Raw genomic sequence first — 19812 nt, 5'->3', positions numbered from 1 at the left:
TGGTCCTCTGGGTCCTATCGCGGCCCGCCATGCCGCGGGAAGACTGGGTGACCGGCCACGGCGCCGCCCTTCCGCGACGCGGTGATCGCCGTTATCCCGGCGGAGAGGGGAGCGATCCCCTCTCCGCTCCGGGGATGCCTAACCGTCAATTCGGTTATCCGAAACAAGGCGCTCGTTTCCGGGCGCTCCCCGCGGGGATCCCGGCGGCCATGATGACAATCCTGTGGCTCATCGCCGTGATCCTGGTGATCGCCGGGGTCTATGTGATCCTCGCCCGCCGCGAACTGATCTGGGGCGTCGTGCTCATCGTGGTCGGGCTCCTCGTCGGCCCGGGAGGGGTGAGCATCTTCACCTGACCCCGTCCTCCCCCTCGGCGGCACGCCGGGACGGAACGCTGACACAGGTTGTCAGGTTTCGGTGCCAGCATCGTCCCCATGAGCAGTAACACCACGCAGAAAAACCCGCTGGAAGGAACGATCGCCCTGGTCGCGGGCGGAACGCGCGGCGCGGGCCGCGGCATCGCCGTCGAGCTCGGCGCCGCCGGAGCGACCGTGTACGTGACGGGGCGGTCCACCCGGTCGAACCGGTCGGAGATGGATCGTCCCGAGACCATCGAGGAGACCGCGGAACGGGTGACGGCCGCGGGCGGCGAGGGCATCGCCGTCCGGGTCGACCACCTCGACCCGGAGCAGGTCGCCGCGCTCGTGGCGCGCATCGACGCCGAACAGGGCCGGCTGGACGTCCTCGTCAACGACGTCTGGGGCTCGGACCGCTACTTCGAGTTCGGCAAGTCCCTCTGGGAGCAGTCCCTGGACGACGGGCTGCGGATGCTGCGGCTCGGCATCGACACCCACGCCATCACCAGCCACCGCGTCCTGCCCCTGCTGATCCGCGAGCCCGGCGGGCTCGTGATCGAGATGACCGACGGGACCGCCGAGTACAACGCCGCCTACCGCAAGGACGTCGGCTACTTCTACGACCTCGTCAAGAGCGCCGTGATCAGGATGGCGCTCGCCCAGTCCGAGGAGATCGCGGAGTTCGGGGCGACGGCGCTGGCGCTGACGCCCGGCTGGCTGCGCTCGGAGGCGATGCTCGACGGCTTCGGCGTCACGGAGGCGAACTGGCTCGACGCCACGAAGGACGTCCCGCACTTCGCGATCTCGGAGTCCCCGGCGTACGTGGGACGCGCCGTCGCCGCGCTCGCCGCCGACCCGGACCGGGCCCGCTGGAACGGCGCGTCGCTGTCCAGCGGCGGGCTCGCCAAGGAGTACGGGTTCACCGACGCCGACGGCAGCCGCCCGGACGCGTGGCGCTACATCGTCGAGGTGGAGCAGGCGGGGCTGCCCGCCGACGTCACCGGCTACCGCTGACACCGGCCGGCGTGCGGTTCGCCGCTGTTTCGGATGGTTTGAGTCGGTAATGGCTTGCAGTGACCTGGAAGGAGGAGCCATGCCGATGATCACCAAGAGCGGCAAGCTGCGGATGCAGGAGCTCCCCAGCACGCTCCAGCGCTCCCCGAAGGAGGCCCAGGAGACCTTCGCCAAGGCCCACGACTCCGCGGTCGACACCTACGGGGAGGGGGAGCGTGCGCACCGCACCGCCTACGCGGCGCTCAAGCGCAAGTTCGAGAAGCGCGGCGACCACTGGGTCCCGAAGGCCAGGACGGGCCCGTCCGACCCGCGGGCCAAGGACCCGCAGGCCCGCCGCGGGCGCGGGAAGAGCTTCGGCGGCGTGGACTACGAGGGCAGCACCAAGAAGGAGCTGTACGACCGCGCCGCCGGGCTCGACGTCCAGGGCCGCTCGAAGATGACCAAGGAAGAGCTCGCCGAGGCCGTCGCGCGCAAGCAGGGCTAGGCACGAGCAGGGCTAGGCACGAGCAGGGCTAGGCACGAGCAGGGCTAGGCACGAGCAGGGCGCGGGCTCAGCGGGGCGCGGGCTCGGCGGGGCGCGGGGCTCAGCGGGGCGCGTACAGGTCCGCGAGCCGGGCGGCGCGCTCCGCCAGGTGCTCCCGCAGCTCGGGCGGCGCGAGGACCTCGACCTCCGGCCCGAACCGCATCATCTCCGTCGCCGCGACCGCCATCGACTCGACGGGAAGCGTGGTCACCACCCAGCCCTTCCCGTCGGGCTCCCCGGCGTCCTCCGCCGCCCGCCGCGCCGCGTACGGCTCGACGGCGTACCGCAGGATCCTCATCCCGGCCGGCGACAGCCGGACGGTGACCTCCTCGCGCAGCATCGAGCGGACGAACGACGCGGCCTGCTCCTGCCAGTGCGCGGCGAGGTCGAACTCCTCGTCGCGGTCGAACCGGGAGCCGGTCGGCCGGACGTCCGTCACCCGGTCGACCCGGTAGGTGCGCGGCCTGCCGCCGACCCGCGCGACCAGGTACCAGGTGCCGTTCTTCAGCACGAGCCCGTACGGCTCGACCGTCCGCGTGACCTCGGTGTCCTTGCGGCGGTAGCGCAACTCGACCGGCTCGTCCTCCCAGACGGCGCGGGCGAGGTCGCGCAGCAGCGGCGGCGGGCCGGACTCGCCGAACCAGCCGGGCGCGTCCAGGTGGAACCGCTGGCCCGCCCGCGACGGCGCGTCCCGCAACGACGCGGGCAGCGCGGCGAGGACCTTCAGCTCGGCGGCGGCCACCGCGTCGCCGCGGCCCATGTCCCCGGCCGGGCCGGGCAGCCCGGACAGGAACAGCGCCTCCGCCTCCTCGCGGGTGAGGCCGGTGAGTCGCGTCCGGTACCCGCCGACGAGCCGGTACCCGCCCGCGCGGCCCTGTTCGGCGTACACCGGGACCCCGGCCGCCGACAGCGCCTCCATGTCGCGGTAGACGGTGCGCTCCGACACCTCCAGCTCGCGCGCCAGCTCGCCCGCCGTCATCGTCTCCCGCGACTGCAGGAGCAGCACCATCGAGATCAGCCGAGCCGCCCGCACGACCCCTGTCTACCAGGAACGCCGTCCTCGGAGCGTTCTTGACATTTTCGTGGCAGGTTCGCCCGGATCGCCTATCGGGCGGGCCGGACGGGCTGTTAGCTTCGCGACGTGCTCACCGAAACCACCTCCATCGAAACGTTCATCGACGCCCTGCCGAAGGTCGAGCTGCACGTCCACCTCGTGGGCTCCGCCTCCGTCCCGACCGTGCTCGAACTCGCCCGCCGCCATCCCGGCGGTCCCGTCCCGGCGGACGAGCGCGAGCTGCGCGCCTTCTACGAGTTCCGCGACTTCCCGCACTTCGCCGAGGTGTACGAGGCGGTGTCCGCCCTCGTCCGCACGCCGGAGGACGTCGGGACGCTCGTGCTCGGCACCGCCCGCGACCTCGCCGTCCAGAACGTCCGGTACGTCGAGCTGACCGTCACCCCGTACACGCACCAGCGGGCCGGGATGCCGATGCCCGCGATCACCGAGGCGCTCGACCACGCGGTCCGCGAGGCCCGCGAGCGGCTCGGCATCCGCGTCGCCTACATCTTCGACATCCCCGGCGAGTTCGGCGCCGAGGGCGCCCGCGGCACCCTCGACCACGCGCTCCGGCACCCGCCGGAGGCGCTCGTCGGGTTCGGCCTCGCCGGCATCGAGCAGATGCGGCCGCCGCACCGGGACGCGTTCCGCGACGCGTTCGCCGCCGCCCGCGCCGCCGGGCTGCGCAGCCTCCCGCACGGCGGCGAGATGTCCGGCCCGGAGACGATCTGGGAGGTCGTCGAGGGCCTGCGCGCCGAGCGGATCGGCCACGGCATCAGCTGCCTGGACGACCCGCGCCTCGTCGCGCACCTGCGCGAGACGCAGATACCGTTAGAGGTGTGCCCGACGTCCAACGTGTGCACCGGGCAGGTCGCGTCCATCGGGGAGCACCCGCTGCCCCGGCTGCTGGACGAGGGCCTGTTCGTCACGCTGAACAGCGACGACCCGCCGATGTTCGACACGACCCTCACCGGCGAGTACCGCATCGCCGCCGAGGTGTTCGGCCTGGGCCGCGACGGCCTGGCGTCGCTGGCCCGCAACGCCGTGATCGCCTCGTCCCTGGACGAGGAGTCCCGCCAGGCGATCCTCGCCGACATCGACGCCCTGGCCGGTCCGTCTTAGCCCCGGGCCCGGGGCCTATCCCCAGGCCATGCGGCGCCAGGGGCTCTCGGGGTCCTCGGCGAGGACGCGGTGGCCGGCGACGGAGCGCTCGTACCACTCGCCGAACTCGCCCTCGTCGAACCGCAGCATCCGCCCGAGGACGTACCCGGCGGAGAACGAGCCCCACGACGTGTAGACCTGGCCGGCGCGCTGCCCGGCGGAGAGGACGCACTTCTCCGCCTCCTCCGCGTCGCAGAACCCGGCGTTCAGGCCCCAGCGGGCCATGTTCACCGCGCGGCCGAAGTCGTAGCCGTAGACGCTCTCGACCCGGCCGTCCGGCGGGAGGAGGCCGTCCGCGCGGAATCGCGACTCGTACCGGAGGATCTGGCCGGACAGCTCCATGACCTCGTGGACGGTCTGCTCCGCGATGTTCCGCTCCCGGCACCAGGCCACGATCGCCGCGCGCCACGCACCCTGGTCGGTGCCGCGCCCGCGCCGGTCGAGGACCATCTGGATCGCGGGGTCGCTGTTGCGGGCGTCGAGCAGCGCGTCCATCTGCTTGCGCCAGCTCTCGTGGTCGGTGACGCCCCAGTCGCGTTCCAGCAGGACCCGGTCGCCGCCGGGGTCGTCGCGGTCGGCGAGGGTGTTCCAGGCCACGCCGTTGCCGACCGCGAGGTGCGCGCCGACGGCGAGGGCCGCGGCGAGGCGTCCCCACACGGCGCTGTCGGGGTCGGTGATGAGGATGTCGTAGTCGCGGTCGGGGCGCCGTTCGGCGTCCGCGAGCAGCTTGGCGACCTGCCGGTGCCCGTCCCCGCCGGGCGGCATCTGCGCCATCAGCTCGGCCAGCGGCCGGAGCGCCTCGCGCGGGCCGGCGTCCTTGACGATGAGCCGCGCCGCGTGGACGCCCGCGGCGTCGGCGCGCTTGGCGTCGTGCAGCGACCAGAACCCGCTCATCGCCGCCCAGGCGCGCCGGGCCGCCTCGCCGGTGCGTCCCGCGGCGGCCATGACGTGCGCCGCCTGCGCGTCCAGCCCGGCGCGGACCCCGGCGGGCATGGACGCCGCGGCCCGGTCGAGGGTGTCGAGGAGCCGCTGCGCCTCGCCCGTCTTCCCCGCGGCGGCGAGCGCCCGCGCGCACCGCGCCCTGGTCGCGACGGCGGACGTCCAGTCCCCGCGCGCCTCCATCGCCTCGGCGGCCTCCGCGTAGGCGGCCGCGGCCTCCGCGGGCCGCCCCTGCCGCTCGAACTTCCTGGCCCGGTCCAGAATGGACTGATACGTCATGGTCCCCTCCGGGGCTCACCGTACCGGTCCCGTGATCTCCGTGGTCAGGCTTGCGGAACGCCGGTGATCTCCACGCGGGTGTCGTGGAAGACGGGGCCGCCGCCGAGGTCGGTGTCGCGCTCGTCCACGACGGCGTTGGCGTTCGCGCCGCCCGCGAGCTTGGCCCAGTGCCCCTTCGTCGTCGCCGCGACGCCAGGCCGCACCTCGTCGGTGATCGTCAGCACCGCCTCGAACGCGCCCCGGTCGTTGCCGACCCGGACCCGCTGCCCGTCCGCGAGACCCCTGGCCTTCGCGTCGTCCGCGTGCACGCGGACGGTCAGGCCGCCCGACCGCCGCCGCAGCTCGGCGTTGTTGCCGAACTGCGAGTTCAGGAACTCGTGCGACGCCGCCGAGATCAGGGCCAGCGGATACCGCGCGGCGCGTTCCCCGTCGGCGACCTCCGCGGGCGGGACGTATCCGGCGAGCCCGGCGGCCGAGGACCTGAACTCGAACCGCCCGGACGGCGTCGGGAACCCGTCCGCGTAGGGCAGGAACGGGTCGGGGACGGACATCCGCGCGAACCCCTCCTTGCGGAGCCGGTCGAGCGTGATGCCGTCCAGCCATGGATGCCCGGACGCGAGGAGCTGCTCGGCGAGGCGCTCGTCGGAGTCGTAGAGGCTCGGCTCGTCCAGGCCCATCCGCCGCGCCAGCCGCCGGAACGTCTCGGTGGCGGGCAGGCATTCGCCCGGCGGCGCGACCGCCGGCTCGTTCCACGTCAGGTACAGGTGGCCGTAGCCCTCGTGAAGGTCGGCGTGCTCGTGCTGGATCGTCGGCGGCAGGACGATGTCGGCGTAGTCGGCGGTGTCGGTCGGGAACGGGTCGATGACGACGGTGAACAGGTCGTCCCTGGCCAGGCCGCGCCGCACCTTGTTCTGGTGCGGGGTGCTCGCCGCCGGGTTCGCGGCCATGACGAACAGGGCCTTGACGGGCGGGTCCTGCACGTCGAGGAGGCCCTCGCCGAGGCGGCTCATCGACAGCGTCCGGACGGGCCCGGGGCGCAGGTCGTCCCGCCACAGGGCGGCCTTGTCCAGCTTGACGTGACCGGACGTCGAGAACGCGAGCCCGCCGCCGTGCAGCGCCCAGTCGCCGGTCACGGCCGGGATCCCCGCGATGACCCGCAGCGCCGCGCCGCCGCCCGCGTGCCGCTGCAGCCCCTGCGTCGCGCGGATCGCGGTGGGACGCGTCCGGGCGATCCGCTCCCCGAGCGCGACGATCCGCTCGGCCGGGACGCCGGTGATCTCCGCGGCCCGCTCCGGCGGGAACTCCGCGATCCGGCCCTGGAACTCGTCCCAGCCGAGGGTGTGGCGGCGCAGGTAGTCCTCGTCCTGCGCGCCGAGGCCCGTGATGACGTGGAGGAGGGCGAGGGCGAGCGCGGCGTCCGTGCCGGGCAGCGGGGCGAGGTGTTCGTCGGCCTGCCGCGCCGTCCGCGTCCGGACGGGATCGATCGCCACCAGGTGAGCGCCCGCCTTCCGCGCCTCCTGGACGAACTTCCACACGTGGTGCCCGCTGGTCAGCGGGTTCGTGCCCCACAGGATGACCAGCCCGGCGCGGGCGAGGTCCTGCGGGTCCATCCCGCCGGGCGAGCCGATCGCGGCGGTCATGCCCGCGCTGCCCGCCGCCGAGCAGATGTTCGCGTCGTGCGCCGACGCGCCCAGCACGTTGAAGAACCGCCTGCCCGCGTAGCCTTCGAGTCCTTGCAGGTAGCCGAGCGTGCCGGTGCCCCAGTACGGCCAGACGGCCTCGCCGCCGTGCTCGCGGACGACGCCGTCGAGGCGCTCCGCGATCTCGTCGAGCGCCTCGTCCCAGCCGATCCGCTCGAACCGGCCCTCGCCCTTGCGGCCCGTCCGGCGCAGGGGGTGCAGGATCCGGTCGGGCTGCGCGGCCCGCTCCAGCCACCGGTTGACCTTCGCGCACAGGGCGCCGCGCGTGTACGGATGGTCGGGGTTGCCGCGCAGGCCGGTGGCCTTCCCGTCCCGTACCGTCACGATCCAGGAGCAGCCGTCCGGGCAGTCCAGCGGGCAGGCGCCCAGCACTTTCAGCTCAGCCGGCATCGAACCCCTCCCAGGCCACGCGAATCCCTCCAGTGTGCGTCATAACACCATGAGCGTCATCCCAGACGCTCATTACTCCGCGGCGCCGCGCCCAGGTCGCGGCCGTCCCGCCGGGGTGGTTTCCTTGGGGACGACGGAAACGAGCGAGGGGGAAACGAGAGTGAAGAGCGTCGAACCGGAGGTGTTCCTCGTCGCGCGGCCCGAACTGGACTACGACGAGGTCGCCCGGTACCTGCGGGACGTCGGCGGCGAGAGCTGGCTGGAGCGCCTCGACCGGGGCGACCTCGACGACGAGCTGAACGACCCGCAGAACCTCGCGGAGTTCGCGGGACGGCTCTGCTACCGCTCGTGGGAGCCGGGCCTCAACCCCAACGTGGTCAAGATCCGGACGGACTCGGGCCAGTACCTGGAGAACATCCTGCGCAGCCTGCACGGCTCGGTGCTGGAGCACGTCAGCTTCAGCTTCGTCCTGCACAACGTGAGCCGCGTCCTCACCCACGAGCTGGTGCGGCACCGCCCGGGGGTGGCGATCTCGCAGGAGTCGATGCGGTTCGTCCGGCTCCAGGACATCCCCTTCTGGTTCCCCGACTGGGCCCGCGAGGACGCCGAACTGATGAAGCGCGCCACCGCCATGCTGGAGCAGATGGAGGAGTTCCAGGCGTGGATGGCCGGGCACTTCGGGCTGGACGACGAGGGCGTGCCGTTCAAGGAGAAGAAGCACAAGACGTCGTTCATGCGCCGGTTCGCGCCCGAGGGCGTCGGCACCGGCCTGGTCTGGACGGCGAACGTCCGCACGCTGCGCCACACGCTGGAGAACCGCACCGCGCCGGGCGCCGAGGAGGAGATCCGGCTGCTGTTCGGCAAGATCGGCGAGGTGGTGCGCAAGGAGGCCCCGGACCTGTTCGGCGACTACGTCGTCGAGGACGGCACCTGGGTCCCCCAGTGGCGGAAGGTCTAGGGAACCTCGCCAAGAAATCTACAACGTAAAGGCCGCAGGCTGGTGCCGTGGCGCCCGCGGCGCGTTACCCGGGACGTAGTCGCCGCCATGACCGTCCGCGGGTAACGTCGGCCTGGTGACGACGGCGTTGAGCGATGTGCGACCGGTGGGGGACCAGCTGCGCGCGTGGCGGCAGCGGCGCAGGCTGAGCCAGCTGGAGCTGGCGTCGGAGGCGGACGTGTCGACCCGCCACCTCAGCTTCGTGGAGACCGGGCGCTCGGCGCCGAGCCGGGAGATGGTGCTGCGGCTGGCCGAGCATCTGGACGTCCCGCTGCGCGACCGGAACCTGCTGCTCGTGGCGGCCGGGTACGCGCCGGTGTTCGACGAGACGCCGATCGAGGAGCCGAGGATGGACACGGTCCGCGCGGCGCTCAAGCAGGTCCTGGACGGGCACGAGCCGTACCCGGCGGTCGTCGTGGACCGGTTCTGGAACCTGATCGACGCCAACGGCGCGGCCGGGCTGTTCATGGAGGGCGCGGCGCCGGAGCTGCTGGAGCCCCCGCTGAACGTGCTGCGCCTCAGCATGCATCCGGACGGCATGGCGAAGCACATCCTGAACCTGGCCGAGTGGCGCGCCCACATGATCGACCGGGTCCGGCGGCATGTGGCGCTGACCGCGGACGCCGGCCTGGCCCAGCTCTACCGGGAGCTGCGGAGCTTCCCCGGGGACGTGGGCGAGGCGTTCGCCCCGCCCGCGGGCCACGAGGTGGTCGTCCCGCTGCGGCTCCGCGTGGACGGGCGGGAGCTGTCGTTCTTCAGCACCATCGCGACGTTCGGGACGCCGGTCGACATCACCGTGGCGGAACTGGCGATCGAGTCCTTCTACCCGGCTGATGCGCGGACGACCGCGTTTCTGCGGGAGCGCGCGGGCTGGTGACGGCCGTCCCGGCGGCGGCCTGGGGGGTTTCGTCGTCTGCGTCGAGCAGGTCGTGGTGGATCCGGGTGAGGGGCATCCCGTGCCGCTGCAGCGCGGTGACGGTGCTCCGGACGAAGGGGACGGGCCCGGCGACGTACGCGTCGTAGTCGTCCCAGCCGGGGAGGCCGTCCAGGAAGCCGGGCAGGACGTCGGGCAGCCGGCCGTGCAGTCGGCCGTGCAGGGCGTCCGGCCCCGGTGCGTCGTCGGCCTCGGGCGGCTGCGACAGGACCGGGGTCATCCGCAGCCGCGCGTAGGCCGACTCCAGCAGGCGTAGTTCGTCCAGGTCGTAGAGGTCCTGGTCGGCGCGGGCCCCGACCAGCAGGCGGACGTCCCGGTCCGGGCCGGACGAGACGGCCTGCTCGGCGAGCGCCTTCATCGGGGCGAGGCCGGTGCCGCCGCCGATCAGGAGCAGCCCGCGGCCGGAGTCCGGGTCGAGCGTCATCGCGCCGGCGGCCGGGCCGAGGAGCACGGTGTCGCCGGGCGCGGTGTGCCGCACCAGCGCGCCGCTCACCCATCCGGCGGGGCGGGCGCGGACGTGCAGGCGCAGCATCCCGTCGGAGCGGGGCGCGTTCGCGATCCAGTACGGCCGCCAGACGCGGGGCCAGCGGGGCGTCTGCACGCTCACCCGCTGGCCGGGGCGGAACGGCAGCGGATGCTCGGGCCGCAGCGTGAGGACCGCGAGGTCGCCGGCGCGGCGGTCGTGCCCGGCGACCTCGGCGACCCACCACGGCGGGGCGCCGGCCGCGTCCCGCTCCGCCGCCTCGATCATGGTCGTGGCGGCGGACAGGTAGGCCGACGTCCAGGCGTCCTCGGCCTCGGCGGTCCACACGTCGGCGGCGAAGGTCCGCAGCGTCGCGATGAGCGCGACCCCGACGGCGGCGTAGTCCTCGCGCCGCACCCCGTGCTTGCGGTGGGCGCGGCCGAGCCGCGCGAGGTGGCGGGCGAGGTCCTCCGGGTTGTCCTGGCTCCAGACGAGCCGGGTGAGCGCGTGGAAGAAGCGGTCGTGCTGGGCGCCCATCGCGGGCGGGAACAGGGCCCGCAGCCGCGGCTCGGCCGCGAAAAGGCGGCCGTAGAAATAGCTCATGGCGCCCGCCGGGTCGGATTCGAGGCGGGTGAAGGTCTCTTTGACGATTCGGGGTTCCGGTGCCATTCGCCTGCTCGCCCCCTGGGGCTTTTCCGCGGCCGGATCCGGGACGACAGCGGTGATCGCGCCGCATTCGATGCCCGGCTTCGTGAGATTCTCGCATTCAAATCCGCAGGTGTTCAAGCAGAACGTCGCGGAGGCGGCGCGATCGGGACGCTGAGTAATCAACACTTAATTCTCTGTGATCAAAGAATCGGAAAATAGCGGACGCATACTGATCAGTACTGACATGATCTGATGTGACGTCCTTGTGGCGATGTCTAGGGAGAGAGGATGATTCTCCTCCCGAGTAGAAGATTTCAGGATTCACTGGCGTTCCCGGCCGGGAGGCCCGCCGGGGCGGGGCGGCCCGGAAGCCCGTCCGGCGTTGACGTTCTCGCCGTTTGGGACTGCGCGGATCTTTCCCGTGCGGCAAGCTGGCCGGGAGGGAAGGCCCGGGGGCGGGACGGCCGGAGGGGAGGGTGATGCACCATGATGTGCAGTCAAGGACGGCGAATCACCCATTTCGCCGTCCTGCGGCCGGTGCTCAGCAGAGGGGGAAGCACGTATGTCAGAGGCCATCCGCGGGGCCCCGGCCCCGACCGCAGGCGGTGACGGGCCACCGCCGCTCATCGGAGTCACCACCTATCTGGAGCCGGCCCGCTGGGGGGTCTGGGTGCGCGAGGCCGCGCTCCTGCCGGCGCCCTACGTCCGCTCGGTCGAGCGGGCCGGCGGGGTCCCGGTCCTGCTGCCCCCGACCGCGACGCTGCGCGGGCTGAAGGCCCTCGTCGGGCGGCTCGACGGCATCGTCATCGCGGGCGGCGGCGACATCGACCCCGACCTGTACGGCGCCGTCCGGCACTTCGAGACCGGGCCGCCGCAGCCGCAGCGCGACCGGTTCGAGCTGGCGCTCGCCCGCGCCGTGATCGACGCCGACCTGCCGTTCCTGGCGATCTGCCGGGGCATGCAGGTGCTGAACGTGGCGCGGGGCGGGGCGCTCATCCAGCATCTGCCGGAGGCGGTGGGGCACAAGAGCCACGCGCCGGAGACCGGGATGGTCGGCTCCCACCCGGTGCGGATCAGCGGGACGAGCCTGGTCGGCAAGCTCCTGGGCGAGTCCGCGGACGTCCCCACCTACCACCACCAGGCGGTGGGGCGGCTCGGGAAGGGCCTGTCCGCCGTCGCCTGGGCCGAGGACCAGGTGGTGGAGGCCGTCGAGCTGCAGGGCCACCGCTTCGGGCTGGCCGTCCAGTGGCATCCGGAGGAGGGCGACGACGGGCGCCTGTTCGAGGCCCTGGTCGCCGAGGCCGCCGGCCGCTGACCGCCGCGCCGGCGCCCCGGCGGGGGTCGGCGCACCGGCGGGCGCATCGTCCGGGGACGGCGCTGCGGCGGGGGTTGGCGCCGCGGCGCCCGGGGAAGGCGATCCGGTAGATCACGCCGTGTTCCGCCGCGTTCACCGCCCGCCGGAGGCCGCCGCATGCCCCTGCACCCGCAGACCGTCCGCTTCCTGGACGTCCTCGCCTCCTGGACGGCCCTGCCGCCGGGCGCCGAACCGACGATCGAGGAGCTGCGGGCCCGGATCGGCGCGGCGTTCCCGGCCGTTCGGCGGGAGCTGCCGCAGGTCCGCGACGTCGCCGTGCCCGGCCCCTGCGGGCCCGTGCCGGTGCGCGTGTACCGTCCGGCGCCTCCGGAGCGGGGCGCGCTCCCGGCGATCGTCTACCTGCACGGGGGAGGCTGGGTACTCGGCGGCGTCGACAACGTGGACGCCCTGTGCCGGGAGCTGGCCGCGGGCACGGGCTGCGCCGTCCTGAGCGTCGGGTACCGGCTCGCCCCCGAGCATCCGTTCCCCGCCGCGGTGGACGACGCGTGGGCGGTCGTCGCGTCCGCCGCGCGCGAGCCGGGCCGGTGGGGCGTCCGTCCCGGGGCCGTCGCCGTGGCGGGCGACAGCGCGGGCGGGAACCTCGCGGCCGTGGTCGCGCTGCTGGCCCGCGACCGAGGCGTGCGGCTCGTCCACCAGCTGCTGGTCTACCCGGTGACCGACACGGCGATGGACACCCCGAGCTGGCGGCGCTACGCCACCGGGTACGGGCTGGACGCCGCGACCCTCGCCCGGTTCATGGCCCTGTACCGGGGCGGCGCCGACCCGTCCGACCCGAGGCTCGCGCCGCTGCGCGCCCCGGACCTCGCCGGGGCCGCCCCCGCCACCGTGATCACCGCGGAGTGCGACATCCTGCGCGACGAGGCGGAGGCCTACGCCCGCCGCCTCACCGCCGCCGGGGTCCCGGTGGAGAAGCGCCGCTACGACGGCGTCGTGCACGCGTTCTTCCTGCTTCCGGAGATCTTCGACGCCGGCGCGGAGGCGATGGATTTCGCTGTGCGACGATTGCGCGCGGCATTCGGCGAGCGGACGCGGGAGGGAGCCGGGCATGGGCGGCGGACGGTATGAGCGCTACGAGCGGCTGAAGATCGACTGGGCGGGGGAGGGCGTGCTGCGGGTCGTGATCAGCACCCCGGGCAAGCTCAACGCCGTCGACCGGATCGGGCACCGGGAGCTGGCGGAGATCTGGCGGGACGCCGACGCCGACGACGAGGTGCGGGCCGTCCTCGTCCGCGGCGAGGGGACGGCGTTCTCGGCGGGCGGCGACATCGCCATGATCGAGGAGATGATGGGCGACCACACCGCCCGCCGGAAGATCATGCGCGAGGCCCGGGACATCGTGATGAACGTGCTGAATTGCTCGAAACCGGTGGTCAGCGCCGTGCAGGGACCGGCGGTGGGCGCGGGCCTCGCGGTGGCGCTGCTGGCCGACGTCTCCGTCGCGGGCCGCGCCGCGAAGATCATCGACGGGCACACGCGGCTGGGCGTGGCGGCCGGCGACCACGCCGCGATCGTCTGGCCGCTGCTGTGCGGGCTGGCGAAGGCGAAGTACTACCTGCTGCTCAACGACGTCCTCACCGGCGAGGAGGCCGAGCGGATCGGCCTGGTCTCCCTCTGCGTGGACGACGAGGACGTCCACGACCGCGCCCTGGAGATCGCCGCCCGCCTCGCCGCCGGGCCCGCGGAGGCGCTGTCGTTCACCAAGCACGCGCTGAACAACTGGCTGCGCCTCGCCGGGCCCACGTTCGACGCGTCGCTGGCGATGGAGTTCTTCGGGTTCACCGGCCCGGACGTGCGGGAGGGCGTCGCCGCGATCCGCGAGAAGCGCCGCCCCGAGTTCGGCTGAGCGGCCGCACGCCGTCAGTACGACTTGGGGAGCCCCAGCTCGTGCTGGGCGATGTGCGCCAGCACCAGTTCCTCCGCGACCGGGATGTTCTTGGCGATGCGGGCGTCGCGGAACATGCGGGCGACCGGGTACTCCAGCGAGTAGGCCATGCCGCCGTAGGTCTGGAACGCGCGGTCGGCGGCCTGCCAGGCGGCGTCCGCCGCGGTGAGCTTGGCGATGTTGGCCTCCGAGCCGCACGGGCGGCCCCGGTCCCACAGCCAGGCCGCCTTGTAGGCCATCAGCCGGGCCAGCTCGACCTGCGCCTTGATCCGCGCGAGCGGGAACGCGATCCCCTGGTTCGCGCCGATCGGCTTTCCGAACGGCGCCCGCTCGGACGCGTACTCGCACGCGATCCGCAGGACCAGCTCCCCGAACCCGACGCCGCTCGCCGCCGCCAGGATGCGCTCGGGGTTCAGGATGTCCCACAGGACGGCGAAGCCCTGGTCGACCTCGCCGAGGACCCGGTCGGCGGGGACGCGCACCTCGTCCAGGAACACCATGTTCGACGCGACGACGTTGGTGCCGAGCTTGGGGATCGGCCGGTAGGACAGCGTCCCGTCGGCGACGGCCTGCTTGACGTCCACCAGCAGGACGGTGAACCCGGACGTGCGGGGACGCGCCTCCGCGGCGGGGATCGTCCGGGTGACGAGCAGCATGAAGTCGGCCCGCTCCACGCCGGAGATCCAGATCTTCTGGCCGCTGACGGCGAAGCCGCCGCCGTCCCGCCGGGCCCGCGTGGAGATCGCGATGGAGTTGCTGCCCGCGTCCGGCTCGGTGATGGCGAAGCAGGTCTCGATCTCGCCCGCGGCGATCCCCGGCAGGAACTCGCGCCGCTGCGCGTCGGTGCCGTGCCGCGCGATCGTCAGCCCGCCGAACGCGGGCGTGAGCAGGTACATGAACCCCGCCGCGCCGCCCGCGCCGCCCTCGGCGAGGGCCTCCAGCGCGACCGACAGCTCCAGCAGCCCCTGCCCGCCGCCGCCGTGCTCCGCCGGGATCGCCAGCGCGTGCCAGCCGCCCCGGACGAGATCCCGCCAGATCTCCTCGGGCCAGCGCTTGTCGGCGTCGCACCGCCCCCAGTACTCCTGGTCGTACTCGCGGGCGATCGCCAGCACGCCCTCGCGCACCGCGGCCGCGCTCTCCGGCAGGTCGAAGTCCACCGCGCCTCCCTCGAACTCGCTCCGCCCACCGTATCCGATTCTAGTAAGTGTCCACTGACGGACGTGCGGCAGTTCAGGCGGTGTCGGGGGAGCCGGCGCCGGGGCCGGGGGGTTGCGCGGGGGCGCCCATGTAGCGGGTCACGATCCGGGCGATGAAGTGGGCGACCTGCTCCGGCGGGCCGGACGGCAGCATGATGTGGCTGGTGGTCAGGCGCACGGCGGCGCCGGTGATCTCGGTGAGGGCGGCGCGGTCCAGGTCCGGCCAGTGGCGCAGGGCGTGCTCGGCGATGCGGTCGCTGGCCGCGAACAGGAGCGGCTCGGCCCGGGTGGTGAGCAGCGGCAGCAGCTCGTCGCCGCCCTCGCCGGTCAGCACCGCCTTCATCAGCCGGTCGTCCGCGGACGTCTCCAGCGTGTACGTCACCGCGGCGACCACCGCCGAGTACAGGTCGTCGTGGTCGGACAGCACCGCGTCGATGCCGTCGAGGTAGCGCTCGTTGTGGCGGATCACGACCGCCTTCGCCAGGCTCCACTTGTCGCCGAACTCGTTGTAGACGGTCTGGCGGCTCACTCCGGCGGCGGCGGCGACGTCCTGCATGCGGACGGTCCGGTAACCGCGTTCCACGAGCAGGTCGGCGGCGGCGTCCAGCAGGGACTCGCGTACGGAACGGACGGCAGTGCCCATGATGTCGTCGTGCCTCCGGATGACGATCGTGCGGCGGGGGCGCACGTCACCACCATTATCACTCGCGGGCCCGGCAGGCCACGGGTCAGGGCTGCAGGCGGTCCCGCGTCCACTCCTTGACGCCGGCGACGAACGCGTCGACGTCGGCGGCCTTGCCCGACGCCATCTCGCTGAACCAGCCCGGCACGTACTGCTCGAACCGGCCGCCGGCGAGGACGTCCAGCACGGCACCGGCGACCTCCTGCGGGGGAAGCGCGTCGGACAGGTCGCTGAGCGGCGCCTCGTTGCCGGGCAGCGTGAACAGCTCCGTCCCGGCGATCAGCGCGGGCTGGACGACGTGGGCCCGCACGCCGGTGCCGTCCAGGTCGACCGCCATGCTCTCCCAGAACGCGGTCAGCGCCGCCTTCGACGCCGCGTAGGCCGCCTCGTGCGGCGGGCCGAGCCGCGCCGCGACCGACCCCACCGCCACCAGGTTCCCGCGCCCGCGCCTGATCATCCCGGGCAGCAGCGCCAGCGTGAGCCGCACCGGGGACAGGTAGTTGAGGCGCATCACGTCCTCGGCCTCGGCGGGGGACAGGTCCTGGACGCGGCGCCGCTTCGGCATCCCCGCGTTGTTGACCAGCACGTCCACGCCGCCGAGCGTCCGCTCGGCGGCCGCCGCGAGGTCCGCGATCCCGTCGAGGTCGGACAGGTCGGCCGCCCACATCGCCGAGTCGGGCGCGTGCTCGCGGCACCGCGCGAGGACCTGCTCCAGCCTGTCCTTGCGCCGCGCGACGAGCCCCACCCGCGCCCCGGCCGCCGCCAGCGCCTCGGCGACGACCGCCCCGATCCCGGACGAGGCGCCCGTGACCAGCGCGGACCGTCCTGTGAGGGTCATCGGCCCGCTCCGCCCCGCCTCGTCTTCCCGGTCGGCGTCGGCGTCTTCTCGGTCTGCGTCAGCATGCCGCCCAACGTCACACACCCCGGCCCGCCCGGCAAGGCGCAGCGCCGTCCGCGGACGTCCTTGACCCGGCCCGGTAAGGTAGTGGGTTTCGCCCTCACCCACCCCTCTCGCCGCCGGAGGTCTGCGCGCATGCCCGCCGAACCCGCCCGAACCGCCGAGTCCGCCGAACGTGACGAGCCTGACGAACCCGAGCGGCCCGGCGAGGCGGCCGTCCTCGCGGCCGAGCGCGCCCACCTGGCCGAGTCCCGCGCCGCGCTGCGCCGGATGCGCGAGCACGCCCAGAGCCTGTCCGCCGACGTCGCGGCCGACTGGGTGTCCAAGCAGTTCCTGGAGTCGCTGCTCGACCAGCGCGTCGCGGCGCTCGCCGACAATCCCGACGCCCCGCTGTTCTTCGGCCGGATGGACCGCGACGCCGCCGGCCCCGCGGACGACGACCTGCCCGCGGTCATGTACGTCGGGCGGCGGCACGTCCACGACGGCGACGAGGGCCGCCCGCTCGTGCTGGACTGGCGCGCCCCCGTGTCGCGGGCGTTCTACCAGGCCGGCCCCGCCGACCCGATGGGCTGGCGGCTGCGGCGCCGGTTCGGCTTCCAGGCCGGCGAGCTGACCGCGTTCGAGGACGAGCCACTCGACGGCGGCGCGACCGGCGCGACGGGCCCGACCGGGCCGTCCCGGATCCTGACCGAGGAGATCGAACGTCCCCGCACCGGCCCGATGCGCGACATCGTCGCGACCATCCAGCCGGAGCAGGACGTGATCGTCCGCGCCGACCTGCCCCGGACCGTGTGCGTGCAGGGCGCGCCCGGCACCGGCAAGACCGCCGTCGGCCTGCACCGCGCCGCCTACCTGCTGTTCACGCACCGGGAGCGGCTGTCGCGGTCCGGGGTGCTGATCGTCGGCCCGAACCGGGCGTTCCTCGCCTACATCTCGGCCGTGCTGCCCGCGCTCGGCGAGGTCAGGGTGGAGCAGGCCACGATCGACGACCTGCTCGGCGCGCCCACGGCGGACGAGCCCGCGCGGGTCGCGGCGCTGAAGGGCGAGGCGCGGATGGCGGACGTGCTCCGCAAGGCGCTGTGGCTGCACGTCCGCAAGCCCGAGGAGGGCCTCGTCTTCACCCGCGGCTCGGCCCGTTTCCGGCTCGCCGACCACGAGGTCAGGGAGATCGCCGCCGCGCTGCGCGGCACGACCCGGTACGGTAGCGGCCGCGCCGCGTTCGCGCAGCGGCTCGCCCACCAGATCCTCGTGCTGATGGAGCGGCGCGGCGAGGCGCCCGACGACCGCGTCCAGGACCAGGTCGCGCGGAGCAGGCCCGTCAAGCGGATACTGGACGAGGTGTGGCCGAAGCTGACCCCCGAGCAGGTCCTGCACCGGCTGCTCTCGGACGCCGACTTCCTGCGCAAGGCCGCCAAAGGCGTCCTCGACGACGGGGAACAGGACGCCGTCCGGTGGGCCAAGCCCGCCCGCTCCCACCGCTCGGCCGAATGGACCGCCGCCGACCGCGCCCTGCTGGACGAGCTGAACGACCTCATCGAGCGCACCGCCTCACTCGGGCACCTGGTCGTGGACGAGGCGCAGGACCTGTCGGCCATGCAGCTGCGGGCGCTGGGCCGCCGCTGCGGGACGGGCTCGGCGACCGTCCTCGGCGACATCGCGCAGGGCACCACCGCCTGGTCGGCGCGGTCCTGGAAGGACGTCCTCACCCACCTCGGGCAGGACGGGGACGTCACCGAGCTGACCCTCGGGTTCCGCGTCCCCGGCACCGTCCTGGACTACGCGGCCCGGCTCCTCCCGCACGTCGCGCCGACGCTGGAGCGGCCGCGCTCGCTGCGTCCCGGGCCCGGCGCGCTGGACGTCCGGCGCGTCCCCGACACGATGGCCGCCGCCGTCGACGCGGCCCGCGAGTCCCTCGCCCGTCCCGGATCGGCCGGGCTGATCGTCCCGGACGCCGCCGCGGACGCGCACGCCGCCGCGCTCCGCGCCGCGGGCGTCGACCACGAGATCCTCGGGCCCGAGTCCGACGGCGCCGCCCGCCTGCTCGTCATCCCGGCGGCGCTCGCCAAGGGCCTGGAGTACGACCACGTGATCGTCGCCGAGCCCGCCGCCATCGCCGCCGCCGAGGAGCGCGGCCTGGCCCGCCTGTACGTGGCGCTGACCCGCGCCGTCACGTCCCTGACGATCCTGCACCGCGACGACCTGCCCGCGGAGCTGGCGTCCTGAACCCGCGTCACGGCCGGGGGCGGAGGCCGTCGAAGGCGAACCTGAGGACGTCCTCGTGGGCCCCGGCCCGCGCCGCCGCGTAGGACATGCCCGCCAGCAGCGCCATGACCTCGGCCGGGCCCACGTCCGCGCGGACGGCCCCCGCCTCCTGCGCGCGTTCCAGCAGCGCCCCGAGCGCCGCCCTCAGGTCGGGCCCCGCCCGGCCGGTCGCCGCGCGGGCGTCCGCGCTCATTTCCACGCCCGCCTCGGCCAGCGCCTCCGTCACGGCCTGCTTGGCCGCCGCCTGCGCCACCACCCGCCTGAAGAACCCGAAGAATGCCGCGCCGGCGTCGTCGGCCGTCCGCAGGCCCTCGGCCTCGGCCGCGAGCCGCTCCAGCAGGGCGACCAGGACGGCCTCCAGCAGCGACTCCTTGGTCGGGAAGTGCCGGAACACGGTGCCGATCCCGACGCCCGCCTTCCGCGCGACCTCCTCGGTGGAGGCCGAGGTGCCCCGGACGGCGAAGACCTCCTCCGCCGCGGCGAGGACCTTCGCGCGGTTGCGCACCGCGTCGGCGCGAAGCGGCCTCCCGGACGGGGATGACGTCATCGCAGCCTTTCGTTGACCCGATTGCCGATTGAGCCGGTGACCGGTTGAGTCGCGGCTCCGATATCTTCTTCCGGAGCACGAAGTCCGATTCTAGGGGAGGGACATGTCCGAGTTCGCGACCCCCCGGGCCGTCTTCCAGCGGCTGATCGACGGGGTGACCGCGCGGCGGCCGGACGCGCTGCCGCGCCTGTACGCGGAGGACGCGGTGGTCGTGCACCCGCTCGCCCGCCCCGCCGCGCGGCTGGAGGGCCGCGAGGCGCTGCGCGAGCACTTCGCCCGGCTGGGGAGCCTGCCGGTGGAGATGAGGGCGCGCAACATCGTCGTCCACCAGACCGCCGACCCCGAGGTGATCGTCGCGGAGTTCGAGTACGAGGGCCGCAACACCGAGACGGGACGCGCGTTCGTCGTGCCGAACATCTTCGTCCTGCGGGTCCGGGACGGCCGCATCGTCGAGTCCCGCGACTACGCCCGCCCCGACGCCTTCGACGAGGCGTTGGCCCTGTGAGCGCGGT

The 19812-nt window shown here is 73.8% G+C and carries 19 protein-coding genes; 11 read left to right on the top strand and 8 right to left on the bottom strand.

Annotated elements, in window-relative coordinates; genetic code table 11:
* Positions 1-209 precede the first annotated feature (209 nt).
* The 3 genes from ACH35V_RS18695 to ACH35V_RS18685 all read left to right on the top strand — a co-directional run bounded on the left by ACH35V_RS18695 (position 210) and on the right by ACH35V_RS18685 (position 1854).
* The gene (locus ACH35V_RS18695; protein ID WP_395973831.1) at positions 210-356 is read left to right on the top strand and encodes a GPGG-motif small membrane protein; all 147 of its coding nucleotides are present in this window, start codon (positions 210-212) and stop codon (positions 354-356) included.
* Between the two features lie 78 nt (positions 357-434).
* The gene (locus tag ACH35V_RS18690; protein WP_395973830.1) at positions 435-1370 is read left to right on the top strand and encodes an SDR family oxidoreductase; all 936 of its coding nucleotides are present in this window, start codon (positions 435-437) and stop codon (positions 1368-1370) included.
* Between the two features lie 79 nt (positions 1371-1449).
* Positions 1450-1854: a ChaB family protein gene (locus tag ACH35V_RS18685; RefSeq protein ID WP_395973828.1), complete on the top strand. Its 405-nt coding sequence runs from the start codon at positions 1450-1452 to the stop codon at positions 1852-1854.
* Between the two features lie 100 nt (positions 1855-1954).
* On the opposite strand, the gene ACH35V_RS18680 is transcribed toward ACH35V_RS18685, so the two are convergent.
* Positions 1955-2926: a helix-turn-helix transcriptional regulator gene (locus tag ACH35V_RS18680; protein ID WP_395973826.1), complete on the bottom strand. Its 972-nt coding sequence runs from the start codon at positions 2924-2926 to the stop codon at positions 1955-1957.
* 108 nt (positions 2927-3034) lie between these two features.
* Here ACH35V_RS18680 and add point away from each other — a divergent pair, with 108 nt between their 5' ends.
* Entirely contained in the window at positions 3035-4069 is a 1035-nt protein-coding gene (gene add, locus ACH35V_RS18675; protein WP_395973824.1) for an adenosine deaminase, read from the top strand.
* Between the two features lie 15 nt (positions 4070-4084).
* Here add and ACH35V_RS18670 read toward each other — a convergent pair whose 3' ends face one another.
* Entirely contained in the window at positions 4085-5326 is a 1242-nt protein-coding gene (locus ACH35V_RS18670) for a DUF1266 domain-containing protein (protein WP_395973822.1), read from the bottom strand.
* Positions 5327-5370: 44 nt separating this feature from the next.
* Complete coding sequence (locus ACH35V_RS18665; RefSeq protein ID WP_395973821.1) at positions 5371-7416, bottom strand: molybdopterin-dependent oxidoreductase; 2046 nt, start codon at positions 7414-7416, stop codon at positions 5371-5373.
* Between the two features lie 160 nt (positions 7417-7576).
* On the opposite strand from ACH35V_RS18665, the gene thyX reads away from it, so the two are divergent.
* Together thyX and ACH35V_RS18655 are read left to right on the top strand one after the other, a co-directional pair.
* Positions 7577-8374, top strand: a complete 798-nt coding sequence (gene thyX, locus ACH35V_RS18660) for an FAD-dependent thymidylate synthase (RefSeq protein ID WP_395973820.1) — start codon at positions 7577-7579, stop codon at positions 8372-8374.
* A gap of 115 nt (positions 8375-8489) precedes the next feature.
* Positions 8490-9290 carry a helix-turn-helix domain-containing protein gene (locus ACH35V_RS18655; RefSeq protein WP_395973818.1) on the top strand — a complete coding sequence of 267 codons (801 nt, stop codon included), beginning with the start codon at positions 8490-8492 and terminating at the stop codon, positions 9288-9290.
* Here ACH35V_RS18655 and ACH35V_RS18650 read toward each other — a convergent pair.
* Positions 9205-10479, bottom strand: a complete 1275-nt coding sequence (locus ACH35V_RS18650; RefSeq protein WP_395973817.1) for a globin domain-containing protein — start codon at positions 10477-10479, stop codon at positions 9205-9207. The genes ACH35V_RS18655 and ACH35V_RS18650 overlap by 86 nt on opposite strands.
* A gap of 541 nt (positions 10480-11020) precedes the next feature.
* Here ACH35V_RS18650 and ACH35V_RS18645 point away from each other — a divergent pair.
* From ACH35V_RS18645 to ACH35V_RS18635, 3 genes are all read left to right on the top strand, one after another.
* Positions 11021-11773 carry a gamma-glutamyl-gamma-aminobutyrate hydrolase family protein gene (locus ACH35V_RS18645; protein WP_395973815.1) on the top strand — a complete coding sequence of 251 codons (753 nt, stop codon included), beginning with the start codon at positions 11021-11023 and terminating at the stop codon, positions 11771-11773.
* Positions 11774-11929: 156 nt separating this feature from the next.
* Positions 11930-12898, top strand: a complete 969-nt coding sequence (locus ACH35V_RS18640; protein ID WP_395973813.1) for an alpha/beta hydrolase — start codon at positions 11930-11932, stop codon at positions 12896-12898.
* On the top strand, positions 12879-13676 hold the full coding sequence (locus ACH35V_RS18635) for an enoyl-CoA hydratase/isomerase family protein (protein WP_395973812.1): 798 nt from the start codon (positions 12879-12881) through the stop codon (positions 13674-13676). The genes ACH35V_RS18640 and ACH35V_RS18635 overlap by 20 nt, the downstream gene beginning before the upstream one ends.
* A 14-nt stretch (positions 13677-13690) precedes the next feature.
* On the opposite strand, the gene ACH35V_RS18630 is transcribed toward ACH35V_RS18635, so the two are convergent.
* The 3 genes from ACH35V_RS18630 to ACH35V_RS18620 all read right to left on the bottom strand — a co-directional run bounded on the left by ACH35V_RS18630 (position 13691) and on the right by ACH35V_RS18620 (position 16431).
* On the bottom strand, positions 13691-14872 hold the full coding sequence (locus tag ACH35V_RS18630; RefSeq protein ID WP_395973811.1) for an acyl-CoA dehydrogenase family protein: 1182 nt from the start codon (positions 14870-14872) through the stop codon (positions 13691-13693).
* Between the two features lie 73 nt (positions 14873-14945).
* Complete coding sequence (locus tag ACH35V_RS18625; protein WP_395973810.1) at positions 14946-15599, bottom strand: TetR family transcriptional regulator; 654 nt, start codon at positions 15597-15599, stop codon at positions 14946-14948.
* A gap of 40 nt (positions 15600-15639) precedes the next feature.
* Positions 15640-16431 (bottom strand): SDR family NAD(P)-dependent oxidoreductase, encoded by a 792-nt coding sequence (locus ACH35V_RS18620; protein ID WP_395973808.1) that lies wholly within the window; start codon positions 16429-16431, stop codon positions 15640-15642.
* A gap of 195 nt (positions 16432-16626) precedes the next feature.
* Here ACH35V_RS18620 and ACH35V_RS18615 point away from each other — a divergent pair, with 195 nt between their 5' ends.
* Complete coding sequence (locus tag ACH35V_RS18615) at positions 16627-18714, top strand: HelD family protein (protein WP_395973806.1); 2088 nt, start codon at positions 16627-16629, stop codon at positions 18712-18714.
* 7 nt (positions 18715-18721) lie between these two features.
* Here ACH35V_RS18615 and ACH35V_RS18610 read toward each other — a convergent pair whose 3' ends face one another.
* The gene (locus ACH35V_RS18610) at positions 18722-19300 is read right to left on the bottom strand and encodes a TetR family transcriptional regulator (protein ID WP_395973804.1); all 579 of its coding nucleotides are present in this window, start codon (positions 19298-19300) and stop codon (positions 18722-18724) included.
* Positions 19301-19403: 103 nt separating this feature from the next.
* Here ACH35V_RS18610 and ACH35V_RS18605 point away from each other — a divergent pair, with 103 nt between their 5' ends.
* Entirely contained in the window at positions 19404-19805 is a 402-nt protein-coding gene (locus tag ACH35V_RS18605) for a nuclear transport factor 2 family protein (protein WP_395973803.1), read from the top strand.
* Positions 19806-19812: the final 7 nt, after the last annotated feature.

Source organism: Actinomadura sp. 1N219 (assembly GCF_044326405.1).
GTDB lineage: Bacteria > Actinomycetota > Actinomycetes > Streptosporangiales > Streptosporangiaceae > Spirillospora.
This window is presented reverse-complemented; position numbering and strand designations above follow the sequence as displayed.

Coding starts and splice junctions, on each gene's coding strand:
- ACH35V_RS18695 (WP_395973831.1), top strand. CDS start 210: ATGATGACAATCCTGTGGCTCATCGCCGTGATCCTGGTGATCGCCGGG.
- ACH35V_RS18690 (WP_395973830.1), top strand. CDS start 435: ATGAGCAGTAACACCACGCAGAAAAACCCGCTGGAAGGAACGATCGCC.
- ACH35V_RS18685 (WP_395973828.1), top strand. CDS start 1,450: ATGCCGATGATCACCAAGAGCGGCAAGCTGCGGATGCAGGAGCTCCCC.
- ACH35V_RS18670 (WP_395973822.1), bottom strand. CDS start 5,326: ATGACGTATCAGTCCATTCTGGACCGGGCCAGGAAGTTCGAGCGGCAG.
- ACH35V_RS18665 (WP_395973821.1), bottom strand. CDS start 7,416: ATGCCGGCTGAGCTGAAAGTGCTGGGCGCCTGCCCGCTGGACTGCCCG.
- ACH35V_RS18650 (WP_395973817.1), bottom strand. CDS start 10,479: ATGGCACCGGAACCCCGAATCGTCAAAGAGACCTTCACCCGCCTCGAA.
- ACH35V_RS18645 (WP_395973815.1), top strand. CDS start 11,021: ATGTCAGAGGCCATCCGCGGGGCCCCGGCCCCGACCGCAGGCGGTGAC.
- ACH35V_RS18640 (WP_395973813.1), top strand. CDS start 11,930: ATGCCCCTGCACCCGCAGACCGTCCGCTTCCTGGACGTCCTCGCCTCC.
- ACH35V_RS18635 (WP_395973812.1), top strand. CDS start 12,879: ATGGGCGGCGGACGGTATGAGCGCTACGAGCGGCTGAAGATCGACTGG.
- ACH35V_RS18620 (WP_395973808.1), bottom strand. CDS start 16,431: ATGACCCTCACAGGACGGTCCGCGCTGGTCACGGGCGCCTCGTCCGGG.
- ACH35V_RS18615 (WP_395973806.1), top strand. CDS start 16,627: ATGCCCGCCGAACCCGCCCGAACCGCCGAGTCCGCCGAACGTGACGAG.
- ACH35V_RS18610 (WP_395973804.1), bottom strand. CDS start 19,300: ATGACGTCATCCCCGTCCGGGAGGCCGCTTCGCGCCGACGCGGTGCGC.
- ACH35V_RS18605 (WP_395973803.1), top strand. CDS start 19,404: ATGTCCGAGTTCGCGACCCCCCGGGCCGTCTTCCAGCGGCTGATCGAC.